General features: G+C 67.2%; 8 protein-coding genes and 1 pseudogene. 3 read left to right on the top strand and 6 right to left on the bottom strand.

From position 1 onward, the window contains the following. Position 1 precedes the first annotated feature (1 nt). Positions 2-1078, bottom strand: a complete 1077-nt coding sequence (locus ABNQ40_RS00140) for an ABC transporter substrate-binding protein (RefSeq protein ID WP_247879758.1) — start codon at positions 1076-1078, stop codon at positions 2-4. A 455-nt stretch (positions 1079-1533) separates the two neighbouring features. Here ABNQ40_RS00140 and ABNQ40_RS00135 point away from each other — a divergent pair, with 455 nt between their 5' ends. Together ABNQ40_RS00135 and ABNQ40_RS00130 are read left to right on the top strand one after the other, a co-directional pair. Further along, on the top strand, positions 1534-2505 hold the full coding sequence (locus tag ABNQ40_RS00135; RefSeq protein WP_158285576.1) for a substrate-binding domain-containing protein: 972 nt from the start codon (positions 1534-1536) through the stop codon (positions 2503-2505). A gap of 363 nt (positions 2506-2868) precedes the next feature. Next, a pseudogene (locus ABNQ40_RS00130) lies at positions 2869-3513 on the top strand (IS256 family transposase); the annotation flags it as partial. A gap of 89 nt (positions 3514-3602) precedes the next feature. Here ABNQ40_RS00130 and ABNQ40_RS00125 read toward each other — a convergent pair. From ABNQ40_RS00125 to ABNQ40_RS00105, 5 genes are read right to left on the bottom strand one after another with little or no spacing between them, the layout of a single operon-like run. Beyond that, positions 3603-4310, bottom strand: coding sequence for a response regulator transcription factor (locus ABNQ40_RS00125; RefSeq protein WP_158285577.1), 708 nt, complete (start codon positions 4308-4310; stop codon positions 3603-3605). 34 nt (positions 4311-4344) lie between these two features. Beyond that, positions 4345-6741, bottom strand: coding sequence for an ATP-binding protein (locus tag ABNQ40_RS00120; RefSeq protein ID WP_109049646.1), 2397 nt, complete (start codon positions 6739-6741; stop codon positions 4345-4347). Then, positions 6738-7925, bottom strand: coding sequence for a glycosyltransferase family 9 protein (locus ABNQ40_RS00115; RefSeq protein ID WP_109049647.1), 1188 nt, complete (start codon positions 7923-7925; stop codon positions 6738-6740). Before ABNQ40_RS00115 ends, ABNQ40_RS00120 begins: the two co-directional genes overlap by 4 nt. Continuing rightward, positions 7922-8923, bottom strand: a complete 1002-nt coding sequence (locus ABNQ40_RS00110) for a tetratricopeptide repeat protein (protein ID WP_391345280.1) — start codon at positions 8921-8923, stop codon at positions 7922-7924. Before ABNQ40_RS00110 ends, ABNQ40_RS00115 begins: the two co-directional genes overlap by 4 nt. A 7-nt stretch (positions 8924-8930) precedes the next feature. Next, positions 8931-9434 (bottom strand): invasion associated locus B family protein, encoded by a 504-nt coding sequence (locus ABNQ40_RS00105; RefSeq protein ID WP_109049649.1) that lies wholly within the window; start codon positions 9432-9434, stop codon positions 8931-8933. A 521-nt stretch (positions 9435-9955) separates the two neighbouring features. Between ABNQ40_RS00105 and ABNQ40_RS00100 the strand changes: the two genes are divergently transcribed. Continuing rightward, entirely contained in the window at positions 9956-15058 is a 5103-nt protein-coding gene (locus tag ABNQ40_RS00100; protein ID WP_109049651.1) for an autotransporter domain-containing protein, read from the top strand. Positions 15059-15134: the final 76 nt, after the last annotated feature.

Below are 15134 nucleotides of genomic sequence, written 5' to 3'. Positions count from 1 at the left end.
CCTATCTGGACAGGGACTTGACCTCGTGATCCCACTTGGCGAGCAGGCGGGTGCGTTCCGCGCTCGAGCCGTAGCGCGCGAAGTCGTAGGAAATCAGCTTCATCTTGTCGACGCGCGGCGATTCCGGCGGGATCTGGGCGCCGCTGTTGCTGGGAATCTGGAAATTCCTGGCCTTGGCGCCCAGTGCCTGCACCTCGGGCGTCAGCGCCCAATCGTAGAAGATTTTGGCGGTGTCGGGGTTGCGCGCACCCTTGACGAGGCTCATCGAGCCGATCTCGTAGCCTGTGCCCTCGCAGGGGGCGACGATGGCGACCGGGGCGCCGGCAATCGCCTCCACCAGCAGGTCGTGCTGGAAGGCGATGCCCAGCATGGTTTCGCCCTGTGCCGCCGACTTCGCCGGAGCCGCGCCGGATTTGGTGTACTGGTTGACGTTGCGGTGCAGCTTCTTCAGGTAATCGAAGGCCGCATCCTCGCCCATCAACTGCACCATCGTCGCCAGCATGGTGTAGGCGGTGCCGGACGAATTGGGATCGGCGATCTGGATTTCGTCCCGGAAATCGGGCTTGACCAGATCGGACCAGCAGGCGGGAGCCGCGATCTTGCGCTTGGCCAGCAGGTCCTTGTTATAGCCGAAGCCGAGCGCGCCCATGTAGATGCCGACCGTGCGGTAACCGGAGATTTCCGCCTGGCGGATCGCCCAGCCATACAGCCCGTCGAGTTCCGGCGATTTGTACGGCTCCGTCAGCCCCTCTTCCGCCGCCTGCAGGTGGGGATCGCCCGAGCCGCCGAACCAGATGTCGGCCTTCGGATTGGATTTCTCGGCCCGAAGCTGTGCATAGACCTCGCCCGCGCTCTTGCGGGTCATCAGCGCCTTGATGCCGGTCTTGCGCTCGAAGGAGGTCACCACCTCGCGGCACCAGTCCTCGTTGACCGAGCAGTAGACGACCACCTCCGCCGCGGCGGCCGGCGACGGCCCGGTCAGGACGGCTAGCCCCGCCGCCGCGGTTACCGCCAGCAACATCGAGCGCAGGCGCTTCCGGCCGGCGGCCGTGGCCGGGCGTCGTGTTTTGCAATGCATGAAGTTCCTCCCTTCAAGGAAACGGACGGCTTCTTTCGGCGATGTCGGCATGGCCCGCCGCTTTGAATTGTTTATGCACGCGCGTTCATTCGTAGGTCACGCTATTTGAGACGCGAACAACTGTCAATCCCCAGACAGGCGCACCCCTCCGGAATCATGCCGAAGATTGGAGATATGCACATCAGCCTGGAAACGGCGAAAAATGGCGGCCATGGCACCCTCCACACAGCAGGGCCGATCAAACGGCACTCGCCAAAGGGCCAAAACCCCGCCCCGGCCGCCATCGTCGCGGAGGTTTCTAGCGCTGCACGCGCGTGCAGTATAGTGCCGCATTCAGTGAAATCTCCGGGCAACGCATAGCGCTTGCGATCGTCCGGGTTCGCCCTCAGTATCCCTTGGCAACGATCCGGATGCGGGCAAGGGACGGGACCCCAGTGTCATCAATGAAATCGCGGGTGACCGCCCAGCAGGTGGCCGATATGGCGGGCGTTTCACGCTCGGCGGTTTCCCGCTGTTTCGGCGATGGGCTGGTGTCGGAGGAGACGCGCAAGCGCATCGTGGCGGCCTCGGAAGCGCTGGGATACCGCCCCAACGTCATCGCCCGCTCGCTGACCGGCCAGAACACCGGCCTCGTTGCCCTGCTGCTGGCCGAACTGGAGAACCCGCACACCGATCTGGTGCTGAAGAAGCTGCTGGTGGCCATCGCGGAGGCAGACAGGCGCGCCCTGGTCATCCCGGAGACGCGGCAGCACGATCTGACCAGTTCGACCATGCATGCGCTCGATTATCAGGTGGATGCCATCGTGGTGATGGGCGGAACCGTGTCGGACCATGTCGTCGACCAACTCCGTGCGCTCGACACCCCGGTGTTCCAGTTCGGCCGGCAGATCGAGGGGCTTGGCGGGGTGGCCTGCGACAACCGGCTCGGCGGGCTGATGGGGGGCCGCTTTCTGGTGCAGTCCGGCCGGCGCCGCATCGCCTACGTCACCAAGACGGCACAGACCGACGCCAACCGGCGGCGACGGGCCGGGCTTGCCGCCGCGCTGGAGGATGCCGGCCTGCCCTTCATGGAGGAGGAGTCCGAGGACAACAGCTTTGAAGGCGGCTACAACGCCGCAACGCGGCTGTTCGCCCGCTCGGACCGCCCCGACGCGCTGTTCTGCTTCAACGACATCATCGCGCTGGGCGCCCTCCAGGCTGCCGCCACCTTCCGTTTGCGGGTGCCGGAGGATGTTGCGATCCTCGGTTTCGACGACATCCCCATGGCCTCCTGGCCGGCCTTCGGCCTGAGCAGCCTGCGCCCGAACCTCGACAGCCAGGTCGGCCGGTTGATGGCGATGATCGAGCGCGTCGGCAAGGGGAGTCCGCCGAACCGCGAGGTCGATCTCGTCCTGCCCGAACTCGTGGTCCGCCGAACCGCGGTTTGACGGCGGCGGGCGCCTCTTGCACTTCTGACGGGCGCAACGGATTCGTTGTGGGGCGTGAGGCCCTTCCCTGCCGGGGCAGGGTTTGGATGTTGACCCGCTCGGCAGGTCTCTGATGCACAAAGCCCAGACGCACGAACGCTCCGGCTCTTTCGAACCGGGGCGCACTGTGTTTTTGGTTGCGGGGGGCGCAACCACCGAGAGTTGACTATACCGCCAGTGACGATCTGCCCCACTTCGGCCCTGCCCTTTTCCCGTTGCGAGTGCCGCTTCCGACATGCCCTAAGGACTGAGCTGGTCCCGGAAAAGGTCGTGCCCCTTGGGGGTGATGTAGGAGTTGTGGGGAACCGGCCCGCCACAGCGCCATCCGATGGCCGGCGTGAGGTGCTGGGCATGGACATCGGCCCGTCGAAGGCGGAAACCTTCTGGATCGAGTTCCTGCGCAAGCTCAAGCGCCGTGGTCTGAGCGGCGTCAAGCTGGTGATCTCCGACGCCCATGGCGGCTTCAAGGCCGCCGTCACCCGCGTCTTCCAGACGACGTGGCAAAGCTGCCGGGTGCACTTCTCCAGGACCACGCTTGCCCACGCCGGCAAGAGCGGGCGCCGTGTCGTGGCGGCTTTCATCGCCACGGCTTTCGTGCAGGATGATGCGGCATCTGCACGCACGCAATAGCGGCAAGTGGCCGATCAGGTCCGGACCAAGTTGCCGAAGCTGGCCACCCTGATGGACGAGGTGGAAGAAGATGTCCTGGCCTACATGACCTTTCCCAAGGAGCATCGGGCCAAACTCCACTCGACCAACCCGATTGAACGTCTCAACAGCGAGATCAAGCGGCGCACCGAAGTGATGGGTATATTTCCGAACGAGCAAGCGATTACAAGGCTCATCGGTGCGATATTGTTGGAGAAAAACGATGAATGGGCCGTCCAGAGGGCGCGATACATGACGCTGGAAACCATCGCCCCGCTCGGCGATGATCCCATCGGCAGCCTTCCCGCTGTGGCCGCCTGACCATCCGGCCAGACCGGCCGGAGAACCTGATGAGCGACCCAGGTCCTACACCACGCCCAGGGGCACGATCAGCGACTCTTGATGCACGGTCATGATGCGACCGTCGCGGCGAAGGCGTATCCGCGTGAGCGGAGGGTTCGCAACGGCAGGACTTCGCCGGCTTCGGCTTCCACTTTGCGGCGAAGCCGGTGGACCAGAAGATCGATTCCCCGGTCGTCGATGGCCAAGCGTTCCGCCAACGTTCGGCGCTCGATCACTGAATCCGGAGCGTCGAAGAAGGGGGTAAGCAGGCGCACCTCGACGTCGCTGAGCGAAATCGCCGCTCCGTCCGGCGTCAGCAGGCGCCACCGGGCGGCTTCCAGCCGCCAGGGGCGTGTCCCAGGCGGAGGCTGGTCGCCACGACGGCGCATGACTGCGCCGATGGCCGCTTCCAGTTCGCGCATGTCCAACGGCTTGACCAGATAGATGTCGGCGCCCGCGTTCAGGCCGAGGATGCGGTCTTCCACCCGGCCGCGCGCGGTGATGACAACCACCGCGATAGCAGGGTCGCCGAGCCGTGCGTTCGCGGCCAACCGCCGGGCGATGGATACGCCATCCTCCTCAGGAAGACCGAGATCGAGCAGGATCACGTCGGGACGGCGCTCCAGAATGGCTTGGTCCATCGTCCGCCCGCTGTCGACGGCCCGCACGGTCAAACCGCGCGCCCTGAGATAGGCGACGACCTCCTCCGCCAGATCCGCGTGGTCTTCGACCACCAGCACGTCCAACAGTGCCAAAGGGCTTTCCGTCTTGCCCATCCCGATCCTCCAGCCTCGTTTTCCAGGAAAGCGCTCAGACGAACCTGTCATCCGCATCAGGCGGCACGATGTGCGGCAATTGCAGCCGGATCGTGAAGAGGGCGCCGGCGTCCGGCCGGTTGCGAATGCCGACCGCACCGCCATGGGCGGTCACGATGTGACGGGTCAGGTGCAGCCCCAGGCCGGCCCCCGGAATCCTTCCCGTGGCGGCACCGCGGTAATATTTCTCGAAGACGCGCTCACGCTCGTCGTCGGGAATTCCCGGCCCCCGGTCGGCGACGGAGAAGACGGCATTGTCCCCTTCCTGGGAGAGCGCGACCTCGATCACTGTTTCGGAAGGTGAATATTTCACCGCGTTCTCCATCAGGTTGGACAGCGCGACGCCGAGAAGCCGCTCGTCCCCGGCGAGATCGGGCAGAGCTTCGGCCGTGACGCAAATCCGATGATGCGGTGCCGCGGCCTGCGCCGCTTCGGCAATGCGGCAGACCAGCGCCTTCGGATCGAACAGGCTGGAGCGCAGCAGCAGCCCCGCCCCCTCTATCCTGTCGTCCAGCAGGCAGGCCTCGATCATTCCATTCATGTGGCGCACCGACCGTTCGATCCGCAGCAGACGCTGGCTGGTCGCCTCGTCCTCGGCGGTCAACCCCATGGTTTGCGCGGCGGTGCTGATCACCGCCAGCGGCGTGCGGAACTCATGGCTGATCATCGCCAGAAACTGGCGCTGAGCCTCGCGGGCCGCCCGCTCCAGCGCAACCGACGCGTCGGCGATCTCCTTCTCCTTGGTCAGTTCCTTCTCCAACTGCTTGCGGCCGGTGATGTCATTGACGGCGAGAAGCCGTGCCGGCTGACCCTGGTAGTCGATCGGCACCATCGACACCAACGCCCAGAAACGGTTGCCGGTGCCGTCAAGCATCTCGGATTCGGCGTTCTCCACCCGTCCGTCGCGCTTCAACAAGGCCAGCAGGCGGTCACGGTCGGCCGGGTCATGGTAGAGGTCGCTGCCGCCCAGCTGCTCCCGTGCGCGGCGGTTGGCGTAGAGCGGCTTCGAGAGGACCGCGTCGGTCAGGACGATGGCGAGCGGCACGGCCTCCAGCGTCTGGCGAAGCTGCGCCTCACGGTCCTGCAACGCCGCGTTCGCCCGGTCGAGCGCCATCGTGCGCAGGTCAACCCGCTCCGCCAGTTCGGCCTCGTTGCGGCGAAGGGCGTCCACCAGTGCGCGCTGCGCCTGGTCCTTCTCCACCCGCAGCAGGCGCAGACGCGCCGCCTTCATGGCACCGAAGAACAGCATTTCCGCCATCGGCGCATAGGTCGGCAGGAAATAGGTGGCGTCGTTCCACGGCACGGCACCGGCGTTGCGCAGTGCCGTCAGCACGTTCCCGGCGGCCAGCACCGCCCAGCCGGCGATCATGTACAGTGCCGCGCGATACCCGGCGAGCCAGGACTGGATGCTGGCGGCCAGACCGGTCACCAGGATCAGAAGGGTCAGGTTGCGGGGACGCAGGATCACGTCCACTTCGAAATCGCCATCCAGGAACAGGTCGTAGATGACCAGCAGAACGGTTCCGAGCAGGATGGGCGTCGCCAGAACCGGAACCACCCAGCGGGCTCCCCGCCGCACCGGCAGCGCCGCGAACAGGAATCCGATGCCGAACACGCCCGAAATCACCAGCCAGACGAAGGGGTTCCCGCCACCTATCGGCAGATGACGGCCCCACAGGAGCAAATCGAGCCCGGTCATCGCCATGATATGCCCAGCCGTTGCGAAGGCGGACACCCCATAGAAGGCGAGCGCAAGGCTGGGAAGCGTTGCCGCCAGCATGATCGCGCAGCCGCCCAGCAACAGGACCACGGTGACCAGTGCGGCATGTGTCAGATTTTCAAGCTGCTCGGTCCGGATCAGGGCTGCAGGCCGCCACAGGTCGAGCGGCACCGCCATCGATCCGCTGGTGACCCCACGGAACCACAGGGTGTGGTGCCCAGCCGGCAGGTCGATGATGGCGGCGTTCCGCCGGAATGGCAGCGGGCGGGGCGCTTGGTCGCCCAGAACGGCAATCGGTTCGGACCCGGCAGTCCACGATCCCCAAACCTCCAGCCGATCGAAGTTGGGCACGGCCAGCGTCAGAACGCGCCGTCCCGCTGATTGTGGACCGACATCGATGCTGGTGCGCAGCCACAGGGCGTCTGTGGTGATGCCGAGGCTGTAATCCTGCGACAGCCGGGGGGCCGGTGCGAAGCGGGCCGCATCCGGACCGCCGCGCAGTTTGCCGATGGTCAGGCTGCGGTCAGGATCGCGCAGCATCGCGAAGTCCGACAGTTCGACCTGGTCCCGACCATCCACCAACACGGTTTCGGCCCGCACCGCGGCAGCGGAGAACGCGAGCACCAGAACGACACACAGGACGGCCCATGGCAGGAACCGCTGCCGGCTCATCGACGCCGTTCCCCTCCGAGGCCGCGCAGCCCTTCGCCGACATCCCGGATCACGCTGTCCCAGTCGCCGCGCGCCGGTTGCCGGAACAGGCGAACCGTCGGATACCAGGGTGTGTCGCCCCGTCCCAGCAGCCAGCGCCAGTCCGGGACATGGGGCAGCATCACCCAGGCCGGCCGGCCGAGCGCACCCGCGAGATGGACTGGGGCGCTGTCCACCGAAACCAGCAGGTCGGCATGGGTCAGAATGGCGGCGGTGTCCTCGAAATCGGCAATCGCATCGGACAGGCGCTCGATCCGCATCCCCGGCGGCGGCGAGGAAGCCTGTTCGGCGGCGGGGCCCTTTTGCAGGGCCAGGAAAGTCGCGCCGGTCCGTGCCAGCGGAGCCAGATGGTCCAGCGACAACGAGCGGTTCGCGTCGTTGAGATGGGTCGGCCGTCCGGCCCACACCAGCCCGACCAGCGGCCGCGGCAGGGATTTCAGCCGCCGGCCCCACCGCTTCACCCGCGCCGGGTCGGCGCTCAGATAGGGAGACCACTCCCGTTCCGGGTCGGGCAGATCGGACAACCGCAGTCCCATCGCCATCGGCAGGCTCATCATTTCGCAATGGATGTCGAAGGGCGGCGGCAAGGTGCCGCGCAGCACGAGCGCGTCGGCCCCGCCCCAGTCCATGCCCTTCAGGCGGCGGGCGAAATCGATCTGCTCGTGGTTGATCTGGAGAATGATGCTCGCCTGGCTGCACCGCTTGGCCCAGGCGACCATGCGCAAGAACTGAAAGGTATCGCCATAGCCCTGCTCGTCGTGGATCAGCAGCGTCTTGCCCGGGATGGGCCGGCCGTCCCAGCGCGGGCGCTGCATCTTGCGTTCGAGAGGCATGGTGTGGACCATGTTGTAGCGGTAGCGGTATTCCCGCCAGCCGCGCTCGAAATCCCCCAACAGCAGCAGCAGTTCCGCCAGCTCGAAGCGGATCGTGAGGTTGCCGGGCAGACGGTCGACCATCAGCGCGTAGACTTCCAGTGATTCTGTCACGCGGCCCTGGACCCGCAGCGCCACGGCCAGCAGATGCCACAGCCCGACTGCACCGCCACTCTCCGCCAGCGCCTGCCGGGCGCAGCGCTCGGCGTCTTCCGGCCGGTCGGCCGCCAGATGGGCGCGTCCCTCCGCTTCCAGTTCCGCTGCGTTCGTCATGACGGGCGGGCCTCCCCGATGTCGGCGGATGCGGCGGGGCCGGCATCGGCGAGACGGTCGCGGATGGCGAGGGCTTCGGCATCCGCCGGATGGAGGACCAGCGCCCGCTTCACATCGGCAAGGGCCTCGGCGGTTCGGCCGAGATGGGCCAGCGCCCTGGCCCTCCCGACCGGCAGAGCGGGATGATAGGGGGAGAAATCGCGCAACGCGTCCAGCCAGGCCAGCGCCTCGCTCCACCGTCCGCGTGCGCCCTCGAGCGCCGAGGCGTTGATGTATGCATCACCCAGATGAGGGGCGAGATCGACCGCCCGCCGCAGCAGGTCCAGCCCCTCGTCCGACCGCCCTGCGGCTGCCATCAAACCGCCCAGGTTGCTGCAGGCGTCGGCATAGTCCGGACCGAGGACCAGTGCCGCACTGTAGCTGGCGGCGGCTTCGGCCGGGCGGCCCGACAGGCGCAGCGTGTTGCCCAGGTTGTTGTGCCCTGCCGCGAAGTCGGGGGTCAGCGCCAGTACACGTTGCATGCAGCGCACGCTGTCGGCGAGTTTGCCTGCCTGCTGAAGGATGATTCCCAGGTTGCTCCAGGCGCCATCGAGCGTCCGGTCCGTTGCGACCGCGCGACGGCCGGCCCGCTCCGCCTCCTCCAGACGACCGCGGCGGCGGCAGAGTTCCGCCAGGTTGCTGGCGTAAGAGGCGGGTGCGCCGGGTACCGCGACGGCCTGGGTCAGCAGATCGATCGCCAGATCGGCATGGCCCGCGCCGTCGGCGATCAGCCCCAGCAGATGAAGCATATCGCACTGGCCGGGCCAGACCGCCAGCACTTGGCGGCACAGGATTTCCGCTTCCTGCCCATGTCCCGCCTGCCAGTGGCGGTAGGCAAGATCGATGGCTGTTTCCACCGGAATGCCTTGCGGCTGGGATGCCGCGTTCCGGCCGCCCGGCTTTTTGCCCGCCATTCCGCCAAGCGCCGTCCTGCCAGTCCTGCCGGTCTTCCGCGCCATGATCGCCCTATTTCTTGAGCTGCTTCAGGGCGGCGTCCACCCCCTTCAGCGATATGGGAATATCCAGCGCGTTCCGGTCGGCACCGACGAAGCGCATGGTCATGCGGTTGCCGCGCCGGATCTGGTCGAGCGTCGGCTGGTCCATGTCCGCCACCGACCGGCAGCCACCGGTCTGACAGCTTTCGAAAGGCAGAGTCACCGGCTTGCCGGCATCGATGGACATCACCAGGCCGGGCGCCAGCAGCACGCCGATAGGCACCGTCACAATCATCCGGGGCCGACCCTCCGGTCCGAAATAGCCGATCCGGATGTTCAGAAGGACGGTGTTGGACGGCATCGCCACGGCATACTGCTCGATGAAGCAGACCTCCCGCTCCCCTTCCTTGACGCATTGCTTGTTCCACAAGGGGGCGGAGGCGGCATCGTCCGCCAACGGCTTTCCCTGCGCGAAGGCGGCGCTTCCGGCGACGGCCAGCAAGCCGGCGACGCCGGCCCCCTTCAGGATATTCATCACAACTCCGTGGAGAATTGCAGAAAACTGAACGCGCTCTCTGAGCAAGAGAGAAATCTTTCAAAATCTTTCAGGCGATTTCATTGTATTTCGATCATCGTAAACAGCTAGTTAATGAGTTTATATGCGCCATCATCTACTTTCATCTCTGAAAAATTTCTGATTGATTCGGATTGTCAAAATTTATTTCTGGAAATCTGAAGTCGATATCGAATAGAAGCGAATAAGCGTCCCATCCGGCAGCGAGTCTGCAATCAGGGATAGCCAACTCAAGTCCATCGGTGTGCTGATGACAGACTCCTTATCCCGGCGGACAAGCATCGTCGCGAACCTTCCGCCCAGCGTCCGCCAGGGCTGAAGGAAAGGCCGGACCGCAATACCGGTTCGCAGGCCGCCGGCATCCGAGATCTCTTCATCGCCCGCGCACGCGTCGGGCGCCCCTCCCATCGCGTCCTCCCCTGGGGACGGACAAGCAGTCTTGCCGCCCGATGCCAAGACCCCGACGCACGAAAGCCACGGCCATGACGTCCACCGTTCCCACGCATAGGCATCCCACCCTCCGCCGGGCGCTTCTCACCGGCGCGTCCCTGATCGTCATGCTCGGTGTTCTCGGCCCGATGGTTGCGTCCCCGGCGGCGGCGCAGACGACCAACACCGTTTCGTCATCCGTCAGTTCGGTCCAGACGGTCACGGGCGGAAACAGCCTGTCGATCACGTCCACCGGCACGATCTCGCACACGCTGTCTTCGACGGCCGGCGCGGTGGCCACCGGCACGGTCGGCTCCATCGTGAATGAGGGTGTCGTCAAGGCGGATTATGGCGTCAGCGTCGCCTCCGGCGCGACGGTCGGCACCATCGCCAACAGCGGCACTATCGGCCAGTCGGCGCGCGCCCTCTTCATATCGGGCGGGACAATCGGCGCGATCAGCAACACTGGAACGATCACCGGCTATTCGGTGTATGGAGACGCCATCTATGTGAGCGGTGCCGCAAGCATCGGGACGATCGTCAACAGCGGAGCTGTGCTCGCGCCGCAAGGCACGGCCTTCAACCTCCTCCTGGGCGCCACCGGCACGATCGGCGTGATCGTGAATTCGGGAGTGACCAGCGGCGCGAATTCTTTCTTGAATTTGGGGGGCGGAACGATCGGGTCGTTCGTCAACAACGGCACTTTCATTCCCAACACCGCCTCCAGCAACCTTGCGGTCGGCATCAACGGGACAGGCGCCGCGATCACGGCCTTCACCAACAACGGCACGATTGCAGCCGGCGGCGCCGTCGGGATCACCAACGGGTTGATCGGCACCCTGATCAACAGCGGCCTGCTGCAAGGCTCGTTCAGCGCCGGCCAGGCGGTCTATATCAGCGCCAACGGCACCCTGACCTCGATCACCAACGTCGGAACGATTGCGGGAGCAATCTCGAACGGCAGCACGCGCCCCCTGACCATCGCCGGCGGAACGGGGACGGTCTACGGCTCGCTGCTCGGCCGCATTGGCGGCAGCTCCGTCTCCACCATCACGTCCGGCGGCGACCTGACCCTGGCCGGCAACACATTCCTGAACAACAACATCTCCGTCAATTCCGGAGCGGGTACGGTCACCAACACCGGCACCCTGTACACCGAGCGCGCCACGACGATCACCGGCAACTACAGCCAGGGTTCGGCGACGCTCATCGTCGGCGTCACCAACAGCTCGACCTATGGGGCCCTGTCGGTCAGCGGCGCGGCGACCCTGACCAACGGCTCCATCGTCATGGAGGCGGCGCGCACGACGCTGGCGGGCAGCCCGACCCTGAGCGGCGGAACCTACACAATCGTCAGCGCCGCGACCACCGGCACCGACTACACCGGCGTCAGCGTGACGGCGCCGGGCTTCGACGGCTCCGTCGCCAGCAGCAGCACCATCAGCGGAACCCTGAGCCGCCTGCTGGTGACGCTCACGCCGACCACCCGGCTCTACTGGGACGGCGATGCCGTCGGCAATGCCGGCAACGCCACGGTGGACGGCGGCAGCGGAACCTGGAGCAGCGCCGGGACCAACTGGACCAAGTCCGACGGCTCAAACAACGGAATCCTGTCCGGCGCCACCATCACCCCATACTTCCAGGGCACGGCGGGTGTGGTCTCCGTCTCGGGAACGGTGGCGTCGGCGGGCATGTCCTTCGCGACCGACGGCTACCAGCTCACCGGCGGCACGATCCGCCTGACCGCGTCGCCGTCGACCATCACCACCGACAGCGGGGTCGGCGCGACAATCGCATCGAGCCTGACCGGCTCGGGCGGGCTGTACAAGGCAGGGGCCGGTTCCCTGCTGCTGTCCGGCACGAACAGCTTTAGCGGTGCCACAACCATCGCCGGTGGCACGCTGACGGTCGCCGGCGGCGCGGCACTCTCGGATTCGGCGGCGGTGACGGTCAATACCGGCACTGCGTTCCAGCTCGCCGCCAGCGAAACCATCGGCGCGCTGTCCGGCGCGGGCAATATCCTGCTCGGCGCCAACACACTGACGGTCGGCGGATCCTCCAGCACCACCATCACCGGGTCGATCTCCGGCACGGGCGGCAAGCTGGTGAAGGCCTCCAGCACCACGCTGACTCTCGCGGGGACCAACGACTACAGCGGCGGCACCGACATCACCGCCGGAACGTTGGCTGCGGCCAGCGCCCTGCCGTCCAGCGGCGCCGTATCGATCTCTTCCGGCGCTGCGCTGAAGATCGACGCCAGCCAGACCATCGACCTGCTGTCCGGCGCCGGCCGCATCCTGCTCGGGGCCAACACCCTGACGACGGGGGCCGCCACCGACGCAACGCTGTCCGGTTCGATTTCCGGCACCGGCGGCTTCGTCAAGGCGGGTGCCGGCACGCTGACGATGGCGGGCAACAGTTCCTTCACCGGCGGCACCAGCATCACCGCCGGCGGGCTGCACGTCACCGGCACCATCGGCGCCGTCTCCATCGCGTCGGGCGCGACGCTAAGCGGCACCGGCACGGTCGGGGCCATCGTCAACAGCGGCACCGTCGCGCTAGGCGGCTCGGTGCTGACCGCGACCGGCAACATGACCGGCACCGGCGCCATCACCGTCACCATCGGCCCGTCCGGCTCCGGCTATATCGTCAACACCACCAACACCGCCAACTACGCCCCCGGCGCCGGCACCGTCACCGTGACGCCGACGCTCAGCGGCGTCACCATCGCCAACGGCGCGACGGTCGCCCTGATCCGCGGCAATGCCGGCAGCACCGCCCCCAGCTTCACCAGCACCACCCTGGCGGTGGCGGCCACCGGCGTGGTGACCTGGACGGCGGCGGCCGGTACGGCCTATGTCGGGACGGTGGACCTCAACGGCTACACCGTTACCGCCAACGACACGGTGCTGGTCGCCACCGCGCCCGTTTCGCCGCCCCCGCCCCCGCCGGTCGTCACCACCCCGACCACGCCCACCACACCCGTGGTCACAACTCCGACGACGCCCACAACGCCCGTAGTCACCACCCCGACCACGCCGGTCGTCGTGCCGCCCACGGTCAGCACGGGCGTGATCGACGGCTCCAAGCCCTCCTTCACCAACGATGACGGGGCGGTGAAGACCTCGACCGTCATCTTCGACGGCGGCACCCTGAAGCCGACGGCACCGCTGACGCTGAACCAGACGGTGAGCGTCGAGGCGAACAACGGCATCATCGATCCGAACGGCTCGACCGTCACCTTGTCAGGTCCGGTCACCGGTCCGGGACGGCTGACCGTGACGGGCACCGGATCGCTGGTCGTGACCAACAGCCTCACCAACGACGGCGGCATGGCCGTCCAGTCCGGTTCCTTTACGGTCGCAAAGGGCGCCAGCGTTTCGGGACCGGTCGCCGTCGGCGGCGGATCGGTCGTGGTCGGCGAGGGAGCAGCCATCACCGGCGACGTTACTGTGGACAATGGCGGTTCCGTGAAGGTCAACGGCGACATCGGCGGCCGGGTGACGGTCGCAAGCGGCGCGACGCTGAGCGGAAGCGGCCGCATCGGCGGCGATACCTCGGTGTCGGGCATCCTGGCGCCGGGCAATTCGCCGGGCACGCTGGTCTTCACCGCCCCGGTCACGCTGAATGCCAGCTCCATCTATCAGGCGGAAATCGACGGTACCGGCACCGGAACGGGAGCCGGCAACCATGACCAGGTCGTGGTGCGCGGCGCCTCCTTCACCGCCGGCGGCCGGTTGACGCCGGTCCTGCGCGGGATCGCCGGCTCCGCCACCAACAGTTTCAGCCCGGCGCTGGGCCAGACCTTCACCGTGGTCACTGCCGACGGCGGCGTTTCCGGCCGCTTCGACCGGCTCGACCAGCCGGCCGCCGGGCTGGCGGCGGGCACGCGCCTGGACTTGATCTACGGCGTCACCACCGCAACCCTGGTGGCCACCCCGGCCAGCTATGCGAACCTCGCGGCAGCCGGGCTGGGCCAGACCTCCAACCAGCGCAGCGTCGGCGCCGCGCTGGAAAGCATCCGCCCGGCCGCCGGCGGGCAGGCGTCGAGCACCTCGACCCAGGCGCTGTTCGACACACTCTACCCCCTGCCGGGCGACCGGATCGCGCCTGCCCTGGACCAGCTTTCTGGCCGCATCCATGCCGACACGCTGGCCGCCGAGCGGATCAACCGCCGCATGTTCGGCCGTGCCATCGAGACACGCCAGGCGTCGGGACGCGGCGGCCCGGCGGTGGCCGACGGCGTCGGCGGCGTCGCGCAGTTCGTCTTCGACGGCGAGGCGCGCTCCGTCGCCGGACTGCCGGAAGCGGCCGGCGGTGGCAATGACAATGCCGGGAGCGACACCAGCTTCTGGGGCCGTCCGATGGTCGCCTGGGGACGCAACAGCGGCGACGGTTCCGCCACGCGGTCGACCGGCGGCTTCCTGGTCGGCACTGACCACGCCTTCGATCCGGCCTTCAAGGCGGGCATGGCGCTGGGCTTCCTGCGTAGCCGGGTGAAGGGTTCCGACGGAATGGGCGAAGGCACCGTGGACAGCTATCAGGCGACGCTCTACGGCAGCTGGATGCCCGGCGCCTTCTTCGTCGACGGCGCCTTCGGCTACGGCTACAGCCGCACCGAAGCCTCCCGGCCGATTGCTTTCGGCACGGCGGCGGGGGCGGCCTCCGGCAAGACGGACGGACGCTCGCTGTCGGCCGAACTGTCGGCGGGGACGCGGATGGCGGTGGGTGGCGCCTGGCTCGAGCCGCGCGCCGGACTGCGCTGGGACCGTCTGCGCCGGGACAGCTTCACCGAGACCGGCACCGCTGCGCTTGCCCTGACGGAAGAGGAAGGGGCGGAAGATGCGCTGCGCAGCTCGTTCGGCTTGCGCGCCGGGAAGCGGCTGACCCTGGAGGGCATGGTGGTGGAGCCGACCGGCCTGATCGCCTGGGAGCATGACTGGCGCGACGTGGGGTCGACCACGACGGCGTCGCTGGGGGGCGCGCGCTTCGCCATCGGACAGGCCGGCAAGCCGGGCCGCGACGCCGCTGTGCTGGGGGCCGGGGTTGGCGTGACGATGACGCAGGGACTGTCTCTTCAAGTCGGCTATGTCGGGGAACTCCGCCGCAAGGATACCAACCACGCGCTGTCCGCCGGGCTCCGCTGGACATGGTGACGCCGTAACGTCCACGGGGGCGGGCCGATCTACAAGGTGCTGCCTGCCTGATCCCATCAGCGACACTCCCCGGCTG

It is taken from the genome of Azospirillum sp. A23 (genome assembly GCF_042938965.1).
Lineage (GTDB): Bacteria > Pseudomonadota > Alphaproteobacteria > Azospirillales > Azospirillaceae > Azospirillum > Azospirillum melinis.
The sequence above is the reverse complement of the archived record's forward strand: the minus strand, read 5'-3'. Positions and strand labels throughout refer to the sequence as shown.

Coding starts and splice junctions, on each gene's coding strand:
- ABNQ40_RS00140 (WP_247879758.1), bottom strand. CDS start 1,078: ATGCATTGCAAAACACGACGCCCGGCCACGGCCGCCGGCCGGAAGCGC.
- ABNQ40_RS00125 (WP_158285577.1), bottom strand. CDS start 4,310: ATGGGCAAGACGGAAAGCCCTTTGGCACTGTTGGACGTGCTGGTGGTC.
- ABNQ40_RS00120 (WP_109049646.1), bottom strand. CDS start 6,741: ATGAGCCGGCAGCGGTTCCTGCCATGGGCCGTCCTGTGTGTCGTTCTG.
- ABNQ40_RS00115 (WP_109049647.1), bottom strand. CDS start 7,925: ATGACGAACGCAGCGGAACTGGAAGCGGAGGGACGCGCCCATCTGGCG.
- ABNQ40_RS00110 (WP_391345280.1), bottom strand. CDS start 8,923: ATGGCGCGGAAGACCGGCAGGACTGGCAGGACGGCGCTTGGCGGAATG.
- ABNQ40_RS00105 (WP_109049649.1), bottom strand. CDS start 9,434: ATGAATATCCTGAAGGGGGCCGGCGTCGCCGGCTTGCTGGCCGTCGCC.
- ABNQ40_RS00100 (WP_109049651.1), top strand. CDS start 9,956: ATGACGTCCACCGTTCCCACGCATAGGCATCCCACCCTCCGCCGGGCG.